Raw genomic sequence first — 20,927 nt, forward strand, 5'->3', positions numbered from 1 at the left:
GGTTAATAATGGGGGGTTAATTTTGAATAATATCAAAGTTGTTCATTTCTCAACAGTTCATCAGCCTTATGATATTCGAATATTTCACAAAGAATGTAAGACACTCGCCAAATATGGATATCAAGTAATTTATATTGTGCCGGCGGAAAAAGATGAAAGTATTGATGCTGTTTATATAAAGGCATTAAAAAAGCCTAATAAAAGATGGGAACGATTTACAATTACCTATATGAGGTTGCTAATAGCGGCGCTCAAAGAAAAAGCGATAATTTACCATTTTCATGACCCGGAACTAATACCATTAGGGCTGTTATTAAAAATGTTTGGAAAAAGAGTTATATATGATGTACATGAGGACATGCCCCGAGATATACAATTAAAAGAATGGATTCCAAGGCCCTTTCGAAAAATAGTAGCATGCTTATTTGAAAAATTTGAGAATTTTTCTGCTAAACGATTTGATACGGTAGTAGCTGCTACACCGGTTATTTGCAACCGTTTTTCACTTCAAGGTTGTGAAGCTGTAAATATTAACAATTATCCAATAAATGGTGAGTTACACAGCCCAGGTGTACGTTGGGAAAGTAAAGAGAGCTCCGTTTGTTATGTAGGTGGAATCAATGGAATACGTGGATTATTTAATATGATTGAGGCGGCTGAATTAGCAGATGTAATGTTAATACTTGGAGGAGAATATTTTTATGAAGATGAGAGATTAAAAGCAATGGGAATGTCTGGTTGGAATAAAGTAGTAGAACTAGGACATTTGAATAGAAAAGAGGTTGCTGATACTTTAAATCGCTCAATGGCTGGTTTAGTTGTGCTTAATCCTATTAAAAGTTTTATTGATTCACTACCGATTAAATTATTTGAGTATATGTCAGCAGGTATACCCGTTATAGCATCTGACTTCCCTATTTGGAAGGAAATTATTACAGATAGTCAGTGCGGAATTTGTGTAGACCCCTTGAATCCTAATGATATCGCAAATGCTGTTAAATGGATCATTAGCCATCCTTTGGAGGCCGAAAAAATGGGGAACAATGGAAGACTGGCTATTCAGGAAAAATACAATTGGGATATAGAGTCAAAAGTACTATTAGGTGTTTACAAGGAGTTGAGCGTTTAATGTGCGGAATTACTGGAATTATTATTCAAAAACAATACAATCGAGATATTGAACATATGTTATTAAACGCTCAGAAGGTCCAAGGACATCGTGGCCCAGACTCGCAGGGATTTGTAATAAAAGATTTAAATAATTGGAAAGTAGGATTTGGTCACCAACGTTTATCTATCCTAGATCTTTCAAATATGGGCGACCAACCAATGTGTTTTAAGCAAGAATTTGGGTCCATTATATACAATGGGGAGGTCTATAATTATAAAGAATTGAAATTAGAATTAGAGCAACTTGGCCATAGGTTTAAAAGTGATACGGATACAGAAGTTGTTCTTACTGCTCTTAATCATTGGGGGCCACTTGAAGCACTTAGTAAGTTTAATGGGATGTGGGCCTTTGCTTGGTTAGATCCCCAAAATAATCGACTTATACTTGCTAGAGACAGAGCTGGTGTTAAGCCTCTCAATTATTATCTATATAATAATCAATTGTATCTTGCTTCAGAGGTAAAAACAATTTTAGAGATGGCCCCCAATAAATTTACGCTTAATAATCAATTAATAGGTGAATATTTAGTTCAATCATTATTAGAAACAACGACAAATACCCTATTTGAGGGAATAAAAAAAATACCAGCTGCTCATTTTTGTGAGATTGACCTGTCTACAGATAATATTAAACTTGATATAAAGCCTTATTGGACAATTACTACTGATGTGTATCATTTCTATTCAGAAGAAAAATTAATAGAGGAAATTCGTGAGTTATTCATAGATGCGGTTCGTCTACGTTTACGAAGCGATGTTCCAGTAGGGGTCTTACTCTCAGGGGGAATCGATTCCTCTTCAATTGCCGCAGTTATGCAACAAGTATTGGGGAGAAATTCCGAACTTAATTTACTATCGGCAGTTAGTACAGATGCTCGTTATGATGAATCAAAATTTATAAATATTATGGGAAAACATTTAAACCGTGATGTTCACAAAGTAGTTTTAGATTTTCACCCTAATCGAGCATTTGATTATTTAGAGGAAGTCTGTTGGTTTAATGACGAACCAGTTGGTAGTTTTTCAAATGTCGCGCATTATTTATTGATGAAGCAGGCAAGTGAACAGAATATAAAAGTAATTTTAAGCGGGCAGGGTGCCGATGAACTACTCTGCGGTTACAAAAAATACCTTGGATTCTATATTCAATCTTTAGTAAACCAAGGTAGATACATCGAAGCGGGTAAAACATTGGGATCGTTTTATAAACAAGGAACGATATTAAGTCAATTCAATATACAAGAAGCTAAGCGTTATATGCCACAATATTTAAAGCCAAGGGAGTTAGATATACGGGGGGAAAGCCTCGAACACTATATGCCAAAGTTTGTTGGCTTAACTTCTGGTATGACAGTTATTGAACGGCAGGCGCTTGATATTAAACATTTCTCAATACCAGTACTTACTCATTATGAAGATCGAATGTCAATGGCGTGGTCTCGAGAAGTTCGTGTGCCTTTTTTAGATTATAGATTAATTGAATTATTGAATTCAGTTCCTACTGAATTCAAACTAAAAAAAGGATGGACTAAATATATATTCCGTAAAGTTATGGAGCCAATGCTGCCCCCAGAAATTACATGGAGAAAAGATAAGCAGGGATTTATCAATCCGGAAAGCGAGTGGTTAAAGAAGGAATTGAGAATTGGAGTTCTAAAGTACTTTGGCCAAGAAAGTTTAATGTTTAAATATGGTCTGGTGAATAGAGAAAACCTTATGAAAAAATACGAATTATACTGTAAACAACCTTACAGTGGCGGAAACATATGGTTTAAGGATATATTTAATCCTCTAGCATTGGAGATTTGGCTAAGAAAGTTTGAAAAACATTTAGCGTAATATTATATGAATATTAAGTGCAATTATTTTCAAACAAAAATAAACTAAGCTTGTTGTCTTTCAGAACTTGATATAACAGCCTAATGAGGATGAAAAATATGAACGAAGTCCAAAAAATTCAAGAACGTTATAAGAGAAGAAATGATATTAATGAGGAAAGCTTATATTCTTTTTTAAATCCTGAGGTTTATTTCAGTCAGCAGGAAAAAGAACGTGCACTAATACGTTGGATCAAATATTCGAAGCTGTTACCTATCTCAGAAGTGAAATTACTTGAAGTTGGTTGTGGCTCGGGAGGGAATTTATTGCAATTTATTAAGATTGGTTTTTCTCCTGAGAATTTGGTAGGGAACGAATTGTTGGAAGAGCGCTGTAAACATGCTAGACATTATTTGCCTGAAGCTGTTAGCCTAATACTAGGCGATGCATCAAATTTAGATCTTAAGGAAAGCTCCTTTGATGTTGTCCTTCAATCAACAGTATTTACATCAATATTAGACTATGAATTTCAACAAAAACTTGCAAAACACATGTGGTCTTTAGTTAAGCCCGGTGGTGGGGTATTATGGTATGATTTCGTTTATAATAATCCCAATAACAGTGATGTAAGAGGAGTTTCGGTTAGTAATATACAAAAACTATTTCCGGATGGGAAAATAAAAACTTGGAGATTAACTTTAGCACCGCCTATTAGCAGGAGAGTTACAAAACTTCATCCGAGCATGTACTCCATCTGTAATTTAATTCCCTTACTAAGAACGCACGTGCTATGCTGGATACAAAAAACAAACTGAGATAAGAAAATATTACATGGATAATTGGAGTAGTAGAATGAAAATATTATTTTTAACTCAATATTTCCCTCCGGAAGTCGGCGCTCCGCAAAATCGAATATTTGAATTGGCTAAACTACTTGTTAAGAAAGGACATAGCGTAACAGTATTGACAGGAATGCCCAATTACCCAGCAAACGAAATATTTGAGCGTTATCGGGGCAAACTCATTTCACAAGAAACAATGGACGATATTCGTGTGATAAGGACGTGGCTGTATGTAAGCAAAAACTCAGGCTTCATTCCTAGGCTTATGAACTATTTTTCATTTACAATATCATCGGTTTTATTTGGTGGCTTTATTATTAAGCAGCAAGATATAGTGATAACAGAATCTCCACCTTTATTTCTAGGAATGTCTGGTTACATAATGAGCAAATTAAAGAAGGCGAAGTTTGTTTTTAATATTTCTGATTTATGGCCAGAATCAGCTATAAAGCTTGGTGTATTGCATAATAAGTTGCTAATTAAACTATCAACATGGCTGGAAGAGTTTTGTTACAAAAAAAGTGCGTTAATAACAGGCCAAACACAAGGGATCAATGAAGATATAAATAAGAGAGGATTCAAGAATACTTATTTGCTTACTAATGGAGTTGATACTAACTTATTCCGTAGCCAAAATCAAAACGATGAAGTACAGACTGAACTGGGAGTTAAGAATAAATTCTCAGTATGCTATGCGGGAATTATTGGAATCGCTCAAGGCCTGGATGTTATATTGGAAACTGCTCATATTTTAAGAGAGTATGATAACATAGAGTTCCTAATGATTGGAGAAGGTCCCGAAAAGGCTAGACTCCTTGATAAAGCAAGGCGAATGCAGCTTGCCAATGTTCGATTCATAGCACTTCAACCTAAATCTAAGATGCCGTCTCTTATTGCTTCTATGAGTGCGACTATAGTACCACTTAAAAAAATAGATCTATTTAAAGGTGCACTGCCCTCGAAAATGTTCGAGGCTCTCGCTTCTGAGCTACCCATTATTTTAGCGGTAGATGGTGAAGCAAAAAAATTAATAGAACGATCCGGTGGGGGAATGGCTGTAGAACCAGAAAATGCAGTTGAAATAGCTAATGCAGTTTTGAAGCTATACAATGATCCAAAATTTAAAGCGGAGATGGGTAAAAAGGGTCGGGAATATGTAATAAAAAATTATTCTAGAGACACCATCGTTGATAACTTTGAAAAAAAATTACTAGAGTTAATATAAATTCAGCTAATTAGTAGGTGTGACTATGTTTTTTGTAATTAAACGGACGTTTGATATTGTTTTATCAGCGGCTGCAATAATTATGCTGCTGCCTGTATATATAGTTATTTGTATAACAATAAAACTAGATTCTAAAGGTCCCGTAATTTTTAAACAGATTAGAGTCGGAAGATACAATCGTCTGTTCTATATTTATAAATTTCGTACTATGGTCACAGATGCAGAAAAGTTAGGCAAACAAATTACTATCGGAGTGGATCCGCGTATTACCAAAACAGGGCATTTTCTCAGGAAGTACAAACTGGATGAGTTACCGCAGTTATTCAATGTTCTCAAAGGGGATATGAGTTTTGTAGGTCCAAGACCTGAAGTGCCGCGTTACACAGAACTTTATACAGATGAACAAATGCGTGTACTTCATACTAGACCAGGTATAACCGACTACGCCTCAATTAAGTACAGTGATGAAAGCTCGATTTTAGACAAGAGTGAAGATCCGGAAAAAACATATATTGAGGAAATAATGATTGATAAACTTAACCTCAACTTACACTACATAGAAACAAGATCACTGTGGGTTGATATTAAAATTATCATAGCAACGTTACTAAAAATAGTAAAGGTGGGGTAAATATATGAAAGTGCCTATGCTAGATCTTACCATCCAATATAGTCAACTCAAACTTGAAATCCAAGATGCGCTAGAAGCAGTAATGAGTACCAGTCATTTTATCTTAGGGCCTAATGTCAAGAAACTAGAAGCAGATATAGCTGAATACAGTCAAGTAAAGTATGGAATCGGTGTAGCCAATGGCAGCGACGCTTTGCATATTTCTTTAATGGCATGCGGAGTAGGGCCGGGGGATGAAGTTATCACCACGTCATTTACTTTTTTTGCTACGGCGGGCGCAATTGCAAGAATTGGAGCGATACCTGTCTTTGTAGATATTGATCCAGTAACGTTCAATATTGACCCATCACTTATTGAAGAAAAGATAACAAGTAAAACAAAGGCTATTATTCCAGTTCATTTGTATGGTCAGACAGCGGACATGGACCCTATTTTGGAGATTGCGAAAAAGTATAGGTTATACGTTATTGAAGATGCTGCACAAGCAATTGGTTCAGAATACAAAGGTAGAAAGGTTGGTGAGTTCGGAGATACATGCTGTTACAGTTTCTTTCCAACAAAAAATCTGGGTGCTTACGGCGATGCAGGAATGATAGTTACGAATAATGCTGAGTTAGCCGAGAAAATCAGTGTGATTCGTGTTCATGGTAGCAAGCCTAAGTATTATCATCACGTACTAGGGTATAACAGTCGTTTGGACGAAATGCAGGCTGCTATTCTAAATGTTAAATTTCCACATTTAGATGACTGGAGTCGCCTAAGGAGGGAAAAGGCAGCAAATTATACAGAGCTGTTGAATGAGCAAGTCTCAAATAGTAAAGTTCAAACACCTGTTGAGGCTGAAGGCCATCATCATATATACCATCAATATACGCTTCGCGTTAAAAGACGTGATGAGCTTCAATCTTTTTTACAAGAACAAGGGGTCTCAACCATGATTTATTATCCAAAACCTTTACATCTTCAGCCGGTATTTTCGGAATTGGGTTATAAAGAAGGGGATCTTCCGCATACAGAAAAAGCTGCGGAGGAAGCAATATCATTACCAATTTTCCCTGAATTAACAACCGAACAACAGCAATATGTTGTAGCGAAAATTGCTGATTTTTATAAGGAGAAATAACATGAATAAGATTGTAACTATAGTAGGTGCAAGGCCGCAGTTTATAAAAGTTTCCCCAGTATCCCAAGTATTGCGAGAATCCTATAAAGAAATATTAGTAAACACGGGGCAACATTATGATTATAAAATGGCAGGGGTTTTCTTTGATGAACTTGGTATTCCGAAACCAGATTATGATTTAGGGATAGGTTCGGGGAGCCATGGGCAACAAACGGGGGAAATGCTCAAGAAAATTGAGGAGGTCCTGTTAGAGCAAAGACCCGATGGAGTATTAGTATACGGTGATACGAACTCTACTCTGGCTGGGGCACTAGCCGCCAGCAAAATGCATATACCTCTATTCCATATCGAAGCAGGTCTTAGAAGTTTTAATAAAAAAATGCCGGAGGAAGTAAACCGTGTTCTAACGGATCATATTTCAGATATGCTATTTTCTCCAACTGAAACTGCTGTAAACAATCTTAAGGCGGAGAATATATCTGACCATGTATATTTGGTCGGGGATGTTATGTATGATGCTGTCGTTAATCATTCCACATTAGCGGAAGAGAAATATGCTGTCTCACAATTTGGGGTAAATGAAAAAGGGTATTACTTAGCAACGATTCACCGAGCAGAGAATACGGATGATCCTTTAAGATTATCGGCTATTATAAAGTCGTTCCTCCAGTTGGAAGAAGATGTGATTATTCCTATACACCCGCGAACTGAAAAATATATAAATGAGCTGGGTTTATTCAAACAAATTAATGAGTCAAAACATATTAAACTAATTCAACCTGTGTCATATTTAGAGATGTTAATTTTGGAAAAATACGCAAAAGGCATCATTACAGATTCAGGTGGAGTTCAAAAAGAAGCTTATTTTGCTAAGGTACCTTGCTACACGATTCGTGATCAAACGGAATGGGTTGAGACAATACACTGTGGCTGGAACCGATTAGTAGATCCAATAAAGATGGATTTGAGTGAGATTTTACAAAAGGGACATAAATCAATATATAAAGAAAATCTTTATGGTGATGCTAAGGCCTCAAACAAAATTGTAGCTCGTATAAACGATTTCTTTAAGTGAGGGAGATTCCAATGTATCCTGATTCTCTTGTAATAGGTAAAAATGCTGTGATAGGTGAACATGTCGAGTTTGGTGAGCATGTAACCATTGGTCATAATGTTGTCATTTATGATGGTTGTAAGATTGGAAGCTACACGATAATTCAGGATAACGTTGTCATTGGTAAGCAACCGACAAGGGCCAAGAACTCAATATTGCCAGACGTTAATAAGCTTCCCCCGACGATTATAGGAAGTGGTTGCACTATTGGTACTTCTGCTATTATTTATGCCAATGCTGAATTGGCTAATGATGTGTTTGTGGCAGATTTGGCTACCATTCGCGAGCGTGTATCGATTGGTGAGAGAACTATTGTTGGTCGTGGTGTTGCTGTTGAGAATGATTGTACCATCGGTCTAAAGTGTAAGCTAGAAACTAATAGCTACATCACGGCTTATTCCACGTTAGGCGATTATGTATTTATAGCTCCCTATGTTGTTACGACTAATGATAATTACATGGGGCGTACGAAGGAACGATTAACTAAGTTTAAAGGTGTAACCGTAAGAACGGGCGGTCGTATTGGTGCTAACTCAACAATCTTACCAGGCAAAGTAATTGAGGAAGATGGGGTTGTTGCAGCAGGTAGTGTTGTTACTAGAAATGTAATATCACGTGAATTGGTTGTTGGGTCACCTGCTAAATTTTTAAGAGAAGTACCAGATGATCAATTACTAAAGAACCAATAAAGCACCACAGATAAAATGAAGTGAAGGTAGGTATATTTATGTCATCTTTTTTACCATTTGCATTGCCAGATATCGGGGAAGAAGAAATTGCTGAAGTTGTTGATTCGTTACGTTCTGGATGGCTGACAACTGGTCCCAAGACTAAAAGGTTTGAGCAAGACTTTGTCGATTTTCTAGGGGGAAATGTCGAAGCAATTTCGGTAAATTCTGCAACTTCTGGATTACATCTTGCGTTAGAGGCTATAGGTGTAGGTCCTGGCGATGAGGTGATTACAACCCCGTATACCTTTACAGCTACAGCAGAAGTAATTCGCTACTTGGGAGCGGATCCTATTTTTGTTGATATTGATTCTACAACGTTCAACATAGATCCGAGTAAACTTGAAGCGGTGATTACTCCGAGAACAAAAGCAATTATTCCAGTTCATTTTGCAGGACTGTCTTGCGACATGGATCCAATTATTACAATAGCTAGAAAGCATGGATTAAAGGTAGTTGAAGATGCAGCACATGCTATGCCGACAACTTACAAAGGTGATCTAATCGGCACACTCAAGACTGATGTTACTGTATATAGCTTCTATGCCACCAAAACGATTGCGACCGGTGAAGGTGGAATGATAATCACTCGAGATAGTAAGATAGCTGAGAGATGTAAGGTCATGCGATTGCACGGAATAAGTAGGGATGCATTTGATCGATATACATCAACGAAACCATCATGGCAATATGAAATTGTTGCGCCTGGTTATAAATACAATATGACAGATTTGGCGGCTTCTCTGGGAATTCATCAACTTAAGAAAGTTAGGATGTTCCAACAGAAGCGAAAAAAAATGGCCGAGTTGTATGATCAAGAGCTTGCTAAATTACCTATAGTTCTGCCGCCCAAGGCGTTGAGAAATGATATCCACGCTTGGCATCTCTATGTTATTAGATTGGCTGAAACTACCATTAGCCGTGATAGTTTCATAGAGAGAATGGCGTCATGTGGGATTGGTTGTAGTGTTCATTTCATTCCTTTGCATTTGCATCCATATTGGCGTGACACGTACTCGTTATCACCAAGCGATTTTCCAAATGCATTATCATCTTATGAGAAGACAGTAAGCTTGCCCATATATACGAAGATGAATGAAGAAGATCAATACAGGGTTATTGATTCAGTCAGGGCGATTTTATCATAGGAAGAATGGAACTATGGTTGGAGGTGCACGGTGAAACACAAGAAAATTAAAAAAGTATTACTTGGGTCGGTAGCAGTACTTTTATTAATTACTTTGGTTGTCCTCGTGGTGCTAGATCAGTCCGTAAATTACATATTAAAATCAATTTCACCTAGAATAGGCATCGAAACTAAAAACATTGGCACTGAGCAGCAAGGGACTAATCTATCTATACAATCGGAAAACCAACAAATAAATGATAAGCCTACAAAAGCTCAGTCCCAACAACAGACGAACATACCGCAAGACGCGACTACAAATACGAATCAAAGCCTATCACCACGTGTAGAGACTAAGCAAAAAGTTGCTGGCAGTCTAAAAACTTCGCTAGAAGAGAATGTTGATAAAGCGAAGATTAACGGTGAAAAAGGGATTGAAGGCACAGATCAAAAGGAGGAGTACATATCGGATATATCGCTACAAAAAACTAAAGAAGCACAAGAAAGTATGTCAGTTAAGGAGAAGGCAGTTGTTATAAGTGTGTTATTAAAGAAACTAAGCGCAGAAGATATTAATTATTTCATGAAAATATCAGCTGATGGTATAACTGATGATGAAAAAGGTGAAGCAAAAAAACTGTTTTTGAAAAAACTTACAGAAAATGAATATAATCAGCTAATATCAATAGCTGCTAAATATGGTTTGAGTCAGGGTGAAAGGTATAAGGATTCGAAATAATTCCATAAGAACAATTCTCCAACACAGGCGGCCTGATAGCAAACAGAACATGTGGGAGGGGATGAAACTTTTGATAGAATTAAAGAATATATCTAAAGAAGTACTAGAAGCGGGGCTTAATATACCCATACTTCGAAATATTGATTTATCTATCGCAAAGGGCGAATTCGTATCAATTATGGGTCCATCCGGTTCAGGGAAATCTTCACTTATGAATATATTGGGGTCACTTGATGTTCAAACATCGGGAGAATACCTATTTGAAGGATTCAATATACGAAGGTTGAATGGAAGACAACTGGCGGATTTTAGAAATCAAAGACTAGGGTTTGTATTTCAATCCTTCATGTTGATTCCACGGTTAAGTGTAAAAGATAATGTGGAAGTTCCTCTCCTCTATTCTACATATAATAAAAAAGAAAGAACCCGTAGGATTGAAAAAGCTCTGGAGCAAGTAGGCATGGTCCATAAGGCGAAAGAACCGATAATTAATTTATCGGGAGGCCAGAAGCAGAAGATTGCAATAGCTAGAGCCATTATAAATGATCCCGATCTCCTGTTGATCGATGAACCTAGTGGGAATTTGGATTCAGAGTCGAAGGATGAAATACTCGACATCTTCAAATCTTTAAACTCTAAGGGGAAAACTATCGTCTTAGTAACCCACGATCCTGAAGTGGCACAAGTAGGCAAACGGATTCTAATTTTAAAAAATGGTTGTTGGGCGCAATCCATGAAGGGAGTTGAAGTGTTTTGAGACCCCTTCGAGCTTTAATCATATCCATGCGAGGCTTATGGAGCTATCCTACTCGCACATGGCTTGCTGTTCTGGGTATTATGATTAGTACTTTGCTTATAGTATTCTTATTGTCGGTTCTTTACAATTTCAAAAGTAGTCTTGTAGGGCAAGTAGAGAGTGTTGGCGTACAGCAAATTATTGCAGCACCGGGCAAGCTGTTGAATAGCGGCAAAACCATAAGCCAGGCGAACTTATCGAGTCTCTTATCATTTGCCTCTGTTACGAGTACCCTTACTTATAAGGATGCTATAGATGTAAAGGAGAAGCTACCGGAGGTAGTAGGAGCAGCACCTCAAATTGAAACAGTTACCCATATGACTTGGGCTAGTAAAAGTGTAGAGACGATGTATACAGGTACTACTCCTGACTATTTAGGCATGTTTTCCCTACAGTTGGAGGAGGGAAGGTTCTTTACAGAAGAAGAAAATAAAGATGAAGTACCGGTAATCGTACTTGGACAAACAGTAAAGCAACTGCTGTTTGAGAATAAGAGTGCCTTAGATCAAAAGGTAAAAATCAAGGGGATTGATTTTACAGTAATTGGGGTATTAAGGGGAAAACAGCTTATTGGGTTTAACTTTGATGAGCGCGCCTATACAGGCTACCCGATGGTTTCTAATTCCGCGAATCTCAAGAATGCTTCAATGATATTCTTTGCATTTCAATCAACAGGACCATTGGATACTCTAAGAGATAAGATAGCTAATGTAATGATTCCTAACCATGGGGGCATTCAGGACTTCGGCTTGCTAGCCGCCGACGGGGCTATAAATATCATCAACACCATCGCCGACCTAGTCACAGCCATAGCAGTAGGAATCACCGGAGTTTCCTTCCTAGTCGGAGGAATCGGCATTATGAACGTAATGCTGCTTACAGTTAAGGAACGTACCCGCGAAATTGGAATTCGCAAAGCGGTAGGCGCCAGATGGTGGGATATACTGCTGCAGTTCCTTATGGAAGCGACGTATATCAGTGTCTTGGGATGCGTCCTTGGATTAGCCGGTTCATACGGGCTATTGCGACTCCTTCACAGCTTCTTCCCTGTACTATCAGCAAAATTTCCATTGGAAATGATTCTATGGTGTTTGTTGTTCTCAGTCGTTCTAGGGATTCTATTCGGCATTTCACCTGCGATAAAAGCATTGAGAATTAAACCAATAGATGCATTGCGGTATGAGTAAAGGCTTATGGTTAGAGGGCAGGTTTTTCAAAAGCAATAAACTTAAGGAGGGGACATCATGAAGAAACCATATTTTATAGCAACCATGATTGTCGGCCTTCTTGTTATTACTGGCTGCTATGACAAGTCTAAGCCTTCCGAATTATCACAACAACCACCAGGTGAGTCAAAAGGGAAAGTAGAATCAGCGGCACCGACAACTGTTCCAGCCCCTCCATCAGAGTTGAAGCAAACGGATGGAACTCCTCCTGTGTCTACTAATACATCAACTAATAACGGCAAGGCTGCAGATGCGGAGAAAACTCCTACTCTTACAGAGCCGGAGGCCAATAAGCAAAAGGAAACGATGTCGAAACTGCAAGAAGAGAAGAATAAAGTCGAAAAGACCGACGAAAGTAATACACGGAATAAGCCTGAAGCTCCGTCCGAAGGAAGTCAGGCACAGCCTGTGAAGCAAGAGGATAGCGCCGCGGTAACTGTAGAAACAGTTAAAGGCAAATATAACGGTCAGCTTCTGCAGCTTAAAGATTATTATGTGGGTAAATTGCAGACACAGTTGAATCAAGCGACACAAGCGAAGAAAAGCGGACAATCCAATACGGAGATATTTAACAGTTATTCTCAGCAAATAGGGGCCTTGCATGAAGAATCACAAGCCAAGCTTAATCAGATCCTGCTTCAAATGAAAAATGAGCTTCTTGAGAAAAATTTGTCAACGGATAGTGTGAACGAGTTCAGAGCTACATTTTATACAGAAGTGGATAAGGCAAGAGAGAGTTTTACAGAGCAAGCCAAAAGCCAGCTCGTAAAATAATAGATAGATACCTTAGTACTAAAGTAATAGATAGATTGGCATCAAGTAATTAGGGTGGTAAAATAATCCTTAGCCAATCTTTTTCAAAGGTTTCCGGCGTTTTTTGATATACCATTGCTTTTCTTCGGGATCGTATAACAATTGTGTGCCAAATAGTTCTAATGGGGTCCATATACGTTTGAGTGTGAGTAATGGCATGTTTTCAGCTCCTTGTCGCAAAATTCAATAGGTTAATAGTACTAGTATAACATGTATTTGCTGTTTTTTATGGTTTGTTTTGTTATTTTTATAATTATGAGGGGGAATTAAAGTGTTTCGTAAAATGAAATTATGGTGCGCATCAACTATGCTTTTGTTAGGAGCGGTAAGTCCGGTTTATGCAGAGCAAACTCCAACTCCGATCGAGGTATATTATGCTCCTTTGCAATTCGTGATAGATAATGATGTGTTCGCACCGCATGCTGATCAAAAGGGCTTTATTTATGAAGGCAGCACTTATGTGCCATTAAGGTTTATCTCGTATTCTCTTAAAAAAGCGGTTCGTTGGGATGGAGATACCTACACGGTCACAGTGGAAGAGCCGAGTACGACAGATCTCGTATCCATCAACGATTACAATGTAAATACAAAGGTACATGGTGCTGTCTCTAGCCAACCCGCAGATACATCTAGTTTAAACTCGACACAAATTGCGGCTTATAAAGAGAAAGTCAATTACATATTTGATGGTAAAAGTAAAGAGATTGGTGCTGATCTGCCAGGATTCATATATGAGGGTTCATTGTACGTGCCGCTGCGTTTTTTCTCTGAATCGGTAGGGAAAAAGATAGAGTGGGATGCGAAAACATATACAGTCTCAGCAAAAACACAAGAAGGCCCTAAGACAGAACCAGAGCCGGCTAAGCCAGATGATACGACAGTAACTACACCTGTAGTCACTGGTGGTGGCGGAGGAGGAGGCGGTGGTGGAAGCCGAGGCGGTAGCTCATCAGGCGGTTCGTCCAACCCAGTTGCTGAAGCTCAAATTGAAGGCAAGCTGAGAGCTTTGGAAAATAGCTGCAGTGCGGAATTGCAGGCTGTGTTAGATCAATATCTTAATAAAACTATCGACAAGGAAACTGCGATAAGTGAAGCCTCGAAAAAAGTAAGTGGATGCACGACTCAGTTCAAAAGTATTCTGAGCGAGGGTAGGAGCTTGGGAATAAGTGAATCTGTTTTGAATAGCTATCAAGCTCATTTTGACCAGGTTCAAGCGGATGCATATATGGCGCTTTTAAAGAAATACGGTAAATAAAACGGTAGGCAAGGGCCCTTTTCTCGGGGCTCTTTACTTTGTTAAGGGTAAGATCAGCAACCCCTAAAATTGAATGCAATTTCATCAGAAGAACCTGGATTAAAAACTTTTCTTATATAGGGACATTTTGTATATAATATAAGAAATTGCACAAAAAGCAGCATCAAATATAGTTAAAACTTAATTGAATTATTATGCTTTTAAATGTATAATAATACATAGTTTGCATGTGGAGGGAACGGATATGTCTACAAAATTAAGAGCGGCAATTATCGGATCAACGGGGTATGGTGGGGTCGAGCTGATTCGGCTGCTGCTGTCACACCCTAATGTCGAGATCACATCGGTGATTTCCTCGTCGAGTGCTGGAGCGCCTATAGCGGATGGATACCCGCATTTGAATCAAATTATGCTGGATAAGCTGGATGGCATCGATATTGATGAGATTAAGCAGAAAGCGGATGTTGTATTTATAGCGGCTCCTCATGGCGTTGCTATTGAATTGGCTCCTAAACTGTTGGACGCAGGCTTGAAGGTCATCGATATATCAGGGGATTTTCGTTTGCAATCAGGTGAGGTTTACGAGAAATGGTATAAACATAAAGCGGCAGATCCTGCATATGTGGAGAAAGCGGTGTATGGGTTGTCGGAGGTTTTTGCCGATGAAGTACGGGGCTCAGATTTTATTTCCAATCCAGGCTGCTTCCCGACTGCAACGCTGCTCGGTTTAGTACCGCTCATAAGCAATGGTTGGGCTGATTTGTCATCCATTATCATTGATTCGAAAACAGGCGTATCCGGAGCGGGTAGAGGTTTAAATCTGTCCTCTCATTATTCGGAGGTTAACGAGAACTTATCGGCTTATAAAGTAAATAAACACCAGCATACACCTGAAATTGAGCAAGTGCTGAGTCGTGTAGCTGGGGAAGAAGTGGTGGTCACTTTTACGACACATTTGGTGCCTATGACTCGGGGGATTTTATCGACGATGTATGTTAATCTGAAGGAGAAGCATACAGAGGATGAAATTCTGGAGATGTTCAAGCAATATTATGAAGGACGCCGGTTTGTACGGATTCGTTCAAAGGGGAAATGGCCTGCTACGAAAGAGGTATGGGGCTCCAACTATTGTGATATCGGTGTTTCGTTGGATGAGCGTACAGGGCGTTTAACTGTAATTTCAGTAATCGATAACGTAGTAAAAGGTGCTGCCGGTCAAGCGGTTCAAAACTTGAATCTGATGATGGGCTGGGACGAAGGAGCCGGATTGGCTTTCACTCCGGTATATCCTTAAATAATATAGATGCAACGGCGTATGTTTAAAAAGGCAGCTTTCAAAAAGCGATAAAAACTTTTTAAACAACTTCTAATGGGTGAGGAGAAGATGAAGGTGAAGGATCAATTTACGGTTGTACCGGAAGGTACAATCACCACGCCAATAGGCTTTCGTGCAGGGGGACTGCACTGCGGGTTGAAGAAGACGAACCGATTCGATCTCGGAGTGATCGTATGTGAGGTTCCAGCGCAGGCAGCGGGCGTGTACACGCTGAATTCATTTCAGGCGGCACCGCTGCGCGTGACGCAGGAGAGCATCGCTGTAGACGGCAAGCTGCAAGCGATGCTGGTCAACAGCGGCAACGCCAACGCGTGCACCGGCCAGCAGGGCGAAGACGATGCGCGCATCATGCGTACCGCGGCAGCGGAAGCTTTTGGCGTAGCGGAGCACCACGTCGGCGTGACGTCGACAGGCGTGATCGGCGAGCTACTGCCGATGCCCAAGGTGTTGGGCGGCATTGATAAGCTGCCGACGCAGGTGAAAGTAGATGGCGGAGAAGACTTCTGCCAAGCGATTTTGACGACCGACCTCGTGCAGAAGATGACTTGCGTACGTCTGACCATTGGTGGGAAGACCGTACATATCGCTGGGGCGGCCAAGGGCTCAGGCATGATCCATCCTAACATGGCGACCATGCTTGGTTTTATGACAACGGACGCGAACATTGAGAGCGCTCAGCTGCAAAAGCTGTTGAACGGCGTAACGGACTCAACGTTCAATATGATTACAGTCGATGGCGACACAAGCACCAACGATATGGTTGTAGTGATGGCCAGCGGCTTGGCCGGCAATGACAGCCTAACTCCGGAGCATCCGGATTGGGCGGCGTTCGAAGAGGGCTTTAAATATGTCGGCGAATATTTGGCGAAAGCCATTGCACGTGATGGCGAGGGCGCAACGAAGCTGATCGAAGTAAGCGTGCTAGGCGCTGCTTCACAGGAAGCGGCTCGTGCCATCGCGAAGACGGTTATCGGCTCAAGCCTGGTGAAGACTGCTTGCTTCGGCGCTGATGCGAACTGGGGCCGCATTATTGCGGCGGTTGGCCGTTCCGGTCAGCCGGTTAACACCGAGACTGTCGATATCCGCTTAGGCGATAACGTGGTTCTCGAGCAATCGCGGCCTGTGAAGTTCGATGAGGAACGCGCAGCTGCCTACTTGAAGGGCGAGCTGGTTCAGATTGTGGTCAATCTTAACATGGGTAGCGAGTCGGCTACGGCTTGGGGTTGCGACTTAACTTATGATTATGTGCGTATCAACGCTGCTTACCGGACTTAAGACGGGTAAGGATAGGGTAGCAATAGCTTCTATATAAAGGTTATAAGGATTGGAAGGCTTAACACAAACGAGAACTCGAAGAAAGTAAACGACCCATTTCTTTCGCATGTTTAGCAGGAAAATCTCCCGTTAATAGTGGGACATTTGGGATCAATACCATAAATAACGGGAAATCCTCCAGCTAATACAGTCCTTTACGGTGTTTTTTATAATGAATGCTACATTTTGATGGAGCTTTTCCAGTTAATCTCCTTATTAACGATGTTAAGGCTGAATTAGCTGCAAAAATTCCAGTTAAATAGGATTTCTATGCAGGAGCACCTAATGTAGAGCGTGTCCCGAAGGGACGAAAGCGGCTGGTACCTGTTAAAGTATCTTAGCAGCATCAAACAAGTCTCCCACCCCAACCTAGCGGGTGTCCAGAGGGCGGAGCCCTTGGAACCCTCCCGGCGGGGAGGGCTTGGGTGGGGGAACATGAGTAGCATCAAACAAATCTCCCTCCCCAACATGGCGGGTGTCCAGAGGGCGGAGCCCTTGGGGCCCTCCCGGCGGGGAGGGTTTGGGTGGGGGTAAAAAAGATGAGTGCCATGTGTTTCGTCATGAAATGCGGCGGCAGTACGCTGGCCGCGCTTCCGGATTCTTTTTTCAGTGATATGAAACGGCTGCAGGATGAAGCTATTATACCGGTTATTGTGCATGGAGGCGGCCCGGCAATATCCGAAACGCTTGCCAAGCTGGGGATCGAGACGGAGTTTGTTAATGGTTTGCGCAAAACGAATGAAGCCGTGCTCGATGTGGTTGAAATGGTGCTAGCAGGCCAGATTAACAAAGAGATCGTGCGTAAAATACAGCTGTCGGGTGCGAAGGCTCTTGGTTTATCCGGTGTGGATGGGCATCTTATTCAAGCGGAGCCGGTACCAAATGCCCACGAAGTAGGTCTTGTAGGCGACGTAACAGGAGTGAATGCGGAGCTGGTTCAAGGTATTATCAAGATGGGCTATATGCCGGTCATTGCGCCAATTGGTTTGGGGACTGACGGCGGACAGCGTTATAACATTAATGCAGATACGGCAGCGGGAGCGGTTGCTTCGCAATTAGGCGTGGAGCGAATGATTGTGGTAACGGATGTTCCAGGCATTATGAAGACCGTTAATGGGGAGAAGAAGGTTTTATCCTCTGTAACCGTTCAGGAGATTGATGAAATGATCGAGAGCGGTGAAATCTACGGCGGAATGATACCGAAGGTTCGTGCAGCTGTACAATGCATTCAAGGCAAGGTGCGTGAAGTGATCATAGTGAACGGGGCGGAGCCGGAGGTGCTGAGCCGGGTTATCAAAGGCGCAGCGATCGGCACACGCATTGTGAAATAATTATAATAAGGAGTGATTCAAGCATGGGAGAGGGAGCTAGCTCACTGTTTCCGAATTATGGCCGTTATGCGTTGGCGTTCGTTAAAGGGGAAGGCAGCCGGTTGTGGGATGAGAATGGTAAAGAATACTTAGACCTCATGTGCGGACTAGCCGTTACTAATCTGGGCCATGCTCCCAAGCAGGTTACAGAACGCTTAAAAGAGCAGGTGGATACGCTCTGGCATACGAGCAACCTTTTTCATATTCCGAATCAGGAAAAGCTCGCTAAGCTTCTGACAGATAACAGCTGTGGAGACGCGGTGTTTTTCTGCAACAGCGGGGCTGAAGCGAATGAAGCGGCTATCAAATTAGCGCGTCGTTATTTTCAAAAAATTGTCGGCAAGCCCGATCAATACGAAATCATCACATTCCACCAATCTTTCCATGGACGGACTTTGGCGACATTGACAGCAACGGGGCAGGATAAGGTGAAGGAAGGCTTTGCACCTCTACCTGAAGGCTTTGTATACGCGCCTTATAATGATGCGGAAGCTTTGGAGAAGATGATCAGCTCGAAAACATGCGCAATTATGATCGAAATGGTGCAGGGAGAAGGCGGCGTTATACCGGCCGAGCCTGCTTTTATACAGAAGGTGGCAGAGCTTTGCGAGCAACGCGGTTTGCTGCTGATTGTCGATGAAATTCAGACAGGTATAGGTCGTACTGGAAAAATGTTCGCCTACGAAAATTTTGGCATTGAGCCGGACATTTTTACATTGGCAAAAGGTCTTGGCAGTGGTATGCCGATCGGCGCAATGCTTGGTAAAGAGAAGCTTCGTCAAGCTTTTTCAGCGGGTAGCCACGGCTCCACCTTTGGCGGCAACTATTTGTCTACAGCGGCTGGAATTGCTACTATGGAGACAATGCTTGAAGAGAAGCTGCCGCAGCGCGCTGAAGAGCTGGGTGGATATATCGTGAGCACATTAAACGCTAAATTAGCGGGTAATCCGTTGGTTAAGGAAGTACGCGGCTTAGGAATGTTGATTGGAATTGAGTGCACCCAGCCTGTAGCCGATCTGATCACTGTGATTCAAGAACAGGGCGTACTTGTTGTATCAGCAGGCCCGAACGTCATTAGATTAGCGCCAAGCCTTGTAATTGCCAAGGAAGATATAGACCGTGGATTAGAAGTAGTTTGCGCGGTGTTAAGCAAGCAAGCTGCCGCTGCGGTATAAGGAACTTTAGGAGCAAGAATGACCAGATAAAAATCCCGGATGAATATCTCATTCGTGCAGCAGTGGGTAGTCATTCTCCTTGAAAGACGTAACAGCAGCATGAAGGATATTCACGTAGGGCGAAAGGGGCGAGACTATTGGCAGAAACGGAAACAAAGCAGCAGCTGGCTGTTGAACTTAAAGGCAGAGACTTCCTCGGAATGTCCGATTTTTCGACAGAGGAGCTTCAGTATTTGATCGATTTGGCCATTGAGCTGAAAAGCAAGTTGAAAGCGGGCGAGACGTACCATCCACTTAAGGGGAAGACGCTCGGTATGATTTTTGAGAAATCCTCAACGCGTACACGTGTTTCGTTCGAAGTGGGAATGTATCAGCTTGGAGGTCAGGCTTTATTTTTAAGCAAAAATGATCTGCAGCTGGGTCGAGGCGAGACAGTTTATGATACTGCTCAAACCATGTCCCGTTATTTGGACGGCATTATGATTCGCACCCATGCTCATCGCAAGGTCATTGATCTGGCTAGAGGGGCGACAATTCCTGTTATTAATGGCTTGACTGAGCGTTCCCATCCATGCCAAGCTTTGGCGGATTACCAGACGATTCTGGAGCATAAAGGACGTTTGCGCGGGCTGAAGGTAGCTTACATCGGGGATGGCAATAACATGGTGCATTCCTTGATGATGGGTGCTGCGAAGCTTGGAATTGATTTTGCTGTGGCATCGCCACAAGGTTATGAACCGGATAAGCGGATTATCCAATCGACGCAGGATGTTGCGAATCAGAATGGGGCTAAGCTCTACGTGGGTTATGATCCTAAAGAAGCTATCGAAGGTGCGGATGTTGTCTACACGGATGTGTGGGCGAGCATGGGCTTTGAAGAAGAGCAGAAGGATCGCGAGCTCGCATTCCAGAACTTCCAAGTAAACGAAGAGCTGGTGAAGCTGGCGAAAAAAGATTATCTGTTCATGCATTGTTTGCCTGCACATCGCGGTGAAGAAGTGAGCGAGGGCGTCATTGATGGTCCGAATTCAATTATTTTCGACCAAGCTGAGAACCGTCTGCATGCTCAAAAGGCTATCATGGCAGCAATTATGTAAGTTATTCGGGATTATTTCAGACTAAAAGG

At 41.3% G+C, this 20,927-nt stretch carries 19 protein-coding genes; all 19 read left to right on the forward strand.

Features of this window, described 5'->3' with window-relative positions; genetic code table 11:
• The first annotated feature begins 22 nt into the window (after positions 1-22).
• The 19 genes from ACFQ0C_RS28685 (at position 23) to argF (ending at position 20,898) form a co-directional block, all read left to right on the forward strand.
• The gene (locus tag ACFQ0C_RS28685; protein ID WP_379371781.1) at positions 23-1,129 is read left to right on the forward strand and encodes a glycosyltransferase family 4 protein; all 1,107 of its coding nucleotides are present in this window, start codon (positions 23-25) and stop codon (positions 1,127-1,129) included.
• Positions 1,129-3,009 carry an asparagine synthase (glutamine-hydrolyzing) gene (gene asnB / locus ACFQ0C_RS28690; RefSeq protein WP_379371783.1) on the forward strand — a complete coding sequence of 627 codons (1,881 nt, stop codon included), beginning with the start codon at positions 1,129-1,131 and terminating at the stop codon, positions 3,007-3,009. The genes ACFQ0C_RS28685 and asnB overlap by 1 nt, the downstream gene beginning before the upstream one ends.
• A gap of 98 nt (positions 3,010-3,107) precedes the next feature.
• Complete coding sequence (locus ACFQ0C_RS28695; protein ID WP_379371785.1) at positions 3,108-3,803, forward strand: class I SAM-dependent methyltransferase; 696 nt, start codon at positions 3,108-3,110, stop codon at positions 3,801-3,803.
• A 37-nt stretch (positions 3,804-3,840) separates the two neighbouring features.
• A complete protein-coding gene (locus ACFQ0C_RS28700) occupies positions 3,841-5,055 on the forward strand; it encodes a glycosyltransferase family 4 protein (RefSeq protein WP_379371787.1) in 1,215 nt (404 codons plus the stop codon).
• A 25-nt stretch (positions 5,056-5,080) separates the two neighbouring features.
• A complete protein-coding gene (locus ACFQ0C_RS28705; protein ID WP_379371789.1) occupies positions 5,081-5,686 on the forward strand; it encodes a sugar transferase in 606 nt (201 codons plus the stop codon).
• A 4-nt stretch (positions 5,687-5,690) separates the two neighbouring features.
• The gene (locus tag ACFQ0C_RS28710) at positions 5,691-6,809 is read left to right on the forward strand and encodes a DegT/DnrJ/EryC1/StrS family aminotransferase (RefSeq protein ID WP_379371791.1); all 1,119 of its coding nucleotides are present in this window, start codon (positions 5,691-5,693) and stop codon (positions 6,807-6,809) included.
• A 1-nt stretch (position 6,810) separates the two neighbouring features.
• Complete coding sequence (gene wecB, locus ACFQ0C_RS28715) at positions 6,811-7,884, forward strand: non-hydrolyzing UDP-N-acetylglucosamine 2-epimerase (RefSeq protein WP_379371794.1); 1,074 nt, start codon at positions 6,811-6,813, stop codon at positions 7,882-7,884.
• Between the two features lie 11 nt (positions 7,885-7,895).
• The gene (locus ACFQ0C_RS28720) at positions 7,896-8,612 is read left to right on the forward strand and encodes an N-acetyltransferase (RefSeq protein WP_379371796.1); all 717 of its coding nucleotides are present in this window, start codon (positions 7,896-7,898) and stop codon (positions 8,610-8,612) included.
• Positions 8,613-8,650: 38 nt separating this feature from the next.
• Positions 8,651-9,799, forward strand: coding sequence for a DegT/DnrJ/EryC1/StrS family aminotransferase (locus ACFQ0C_RS28725; protein ID WP_379371798.1), 1,149 nt, complete (start codon positions 8,651-8,653; stop codon positions 9,797-9,799).
• A 30-nt stretch (positions 9,800-9,829) separates the two neighbouring features.
• Complete coding sequence (locus tag ACFQ0C_RS28730) at positions 9,830-10,516, forward strand: hypothetical protein (RefSeq protein WP_379371800.1); 687 nt, start codon at positions 9,830-9,832, stop codon at positions 10,514-10,516.
• A 70-nt stretch (positions 10,517-10,586) separates the two neighbouring features.
• A complete protein-coding gene (locus ACFQ0C_RS28735; protein WP_379371802.1) occupies positions 10,587-11,273 on the forward strand; it encodes an ABC transporter ATP-binding protein in 687 nt (228 codons plus the stop codon).
• Entirely contained in the window at positions 11,270-12,499 is a 1,230-nt protein-coding gene (locus tag ACFQ0C_RS28740) for an ABC transporter permease (protein ID WP_379371804.1), read from the forward strand. The genes ACFQ0C_RS28735 and ACFQ0C_RS28740 overlap by 4 nt, the downstream gene beginning before the upstream one ends.
• 57 nt (positions 12,500-12,556) lie before the next feature.
• Positions 12,557-13,312: a hypothetical protein gene (locus ACFQ0C_RS28745; protein WP_379371806.1), complete on the forward strand. Its 756-nt coding sequence runs from the start codon at positions 12,557-12,559 to the stop codon at positions 13,310-13,312.
• Between the two features lie 310 nt (positions 13,313-13,622).
• Positions 13,623-14,606, forward strand: a complete 984-nt coding sequence (locus tag ACFQ0C_RS28750; protein WP_379371808.1) for a copper amine oxidase N-terminal domain-containing protein — start codon at positions 13,623-13,625, stop codon at positions 14,604-14,606.
• Positions 14,607-14,850: 244 nt separating this feature from the next.
• Complete coding sequence (gene argC, locus ACFQ0C_RS28755; RefSeq protein ID WP_379371810.1) at positions 14,851-15,900, forward strand: N-acetyl-gamma-glutamyl-phosphate reductase; 1,050 nt, start codon at positions 14,851-14,853, stop codon at positions 15,898-15,900.
• 75 nt (positions 15,901-15,975) lie between these two features.
• Positions 15,976-17,217: a bifunctional glutamate N-acetyltransferase/amino-acid acetyltransferase ArgJ gene (gene argJ / locus ACFQ0C_RS28760; RefSeq protein WP_379371812.1), complete on the forward strand. Its 1,242-nt coding sequence runs from the start codon at positions 15,976-15,978 to the stop codon at positions 17,215-17,217.
• Between the two features lie 578 nt (positions 17,218-17,795).
• Positions 17,796-18,587 carry an acetylglutamate kinase gene (argB, locus tag ACFQ0C_RS28765; protein ID WP_258214008.1) on the forward strand — a complete coding sequence of 264 codons (792 nt, stop codon included), beginning with the start codon at positions 17,796-17,798 and terminating at the stop codon, positions 18,585-18,587.
• 23 nt (positions 18,588-18,610) lie between these two features.
• Positions 18,611-19,801: an acetylornithine transaminase gene (locus ACFQ0C_RS28770; protein WP_379371815.1), complete on the forward strand. Its 1,191-nt coding sequence runs from the start codon at positions 18,611-18,613 to the stop codon at positions 19,799-19,801.
• Between the two features lie 137 nt (positions 19,802-19,938).
• Positions 19,939-20,898 carry an ornithine carbamoyltransferase gene (argF, locus tag ACFQ0C_RS28775; RefSeq protein ID WP_258214010.1) on the forward strand — a complete coding sequence of 320 codons (960 nt, stop codon included), beginning with the start codon at positions 19,939-19,941 and terminating at the stop codon, positions 20,896-20,898.
• Positions 20,899-20,927: the final 29 nt, after the last annotated feature.

The organism is Paenibacillus sp. GCM10027630 (genome assembly GCF_042676305.1).
In the GTDB taxonomy this organism is placed as follows: domain Bacteria; phylum Bacillota; class Bacilli; order Paenibacillales; family NBRC-103111; genus Paenibacillus_S.

What these genes read in the sequence shown, in the direction of transcription:
- ACFQ0C_RS28720 (WP_379371796.1), top strand. Translation starts at nt 7,896, where the DNA reads ATGTATCCTGATTCTCTTGTAATAGGTAAAAATGCTGTGATAGGTGAA.
- ACFQ0C_RS28770 (WP_379371815.1), top strand. Translation starts at nt 18,611, where the DNA reads ATGGGAGAGGGAGCTAGCTCACTGTTTCCGAATTATGGCCGTTATGCG.
- ACFQ0C_RS28695 (WP_379371785.1), top strand. Translation starts at nt 3,108, where the DNA reads ATGAACGAAGTCCAAAAAATTCAAGAACGTTATAAGAGAAGAAATGAT.
- ACFQ0C_RS28710 (WP_379371791.1), top strand. Translation starts at nt 5,691, where the DNA reads ATGAAAGTGCCTATGCTAGATCTTACCATCCAATATAGTCAACTCAAA.
- ACFQ0C_RS28700 (WP_379371787.1), top strand. Translation starts at nt 3,841, where the DNA reads ATGAAAATATTATTTTTAACTCAATATTTCCCTCCGGAAGTCGGCGCT.
- argC (WP_379371810.1), top strand. Translation starts at nt 14,851, where the DNA reads ATGTCTACAAAATTAAGAGCGGCAATTATCGGATCAACGGGGTATGGT.
- asnB (WP_379371783.1), top strand. Translation starts at nt 1,129, where the DNA reads ATGTGCGGAATTACTGGAATTATTATTCAAAAACAATACAATCGAGAT.
- wecB (WP_379371794.1), top strand. Translation starts at nt 6,811, where the DNA reads ATGAATAAGATTGTAACTATAGTAGGTGCAAGGCCGCAGTTTATAAAA.
- ACFQ0C_RS28725 (WP_379371798.1), top strand. Translation starts at nt 8,651, where the DNA reads ATGTCATCTTTTTTACCATTTGCATTGCCAGATATCGGGGAAGAAGAA.
- argB (WP_258214008.1), top strand. Translation starts at nt 17,796, where the DNA reads ATGAGTGCCATGTGTTTCGTCATGAAATGCGGCGGCAGTACGCTGGCC.
- argJ (WP_379371812.1), top strand. Translation starts at nt 15,976, where the DNA reads ATGGGTGAGGAGAAGATGAAGGTGAAGGATCAATTTACGGTTGTACCG.
- ACFQ0C_RS28745 (WP_379371806.1), top strand. Translation starts at nt 12,557, where the DNA reads ATGAAGAAACCATATTTTATAGCAACCATGATTGTCGGCCTTCTTGTT.
- ACFQ0C_RS28705 (WP_379371789.1), top strand. Translation starts at nt 5,081, where the DNA reads ATGTTTTTTGTAATTAAACGGACGTTTGATATTGTTTTATCAGCGGCT.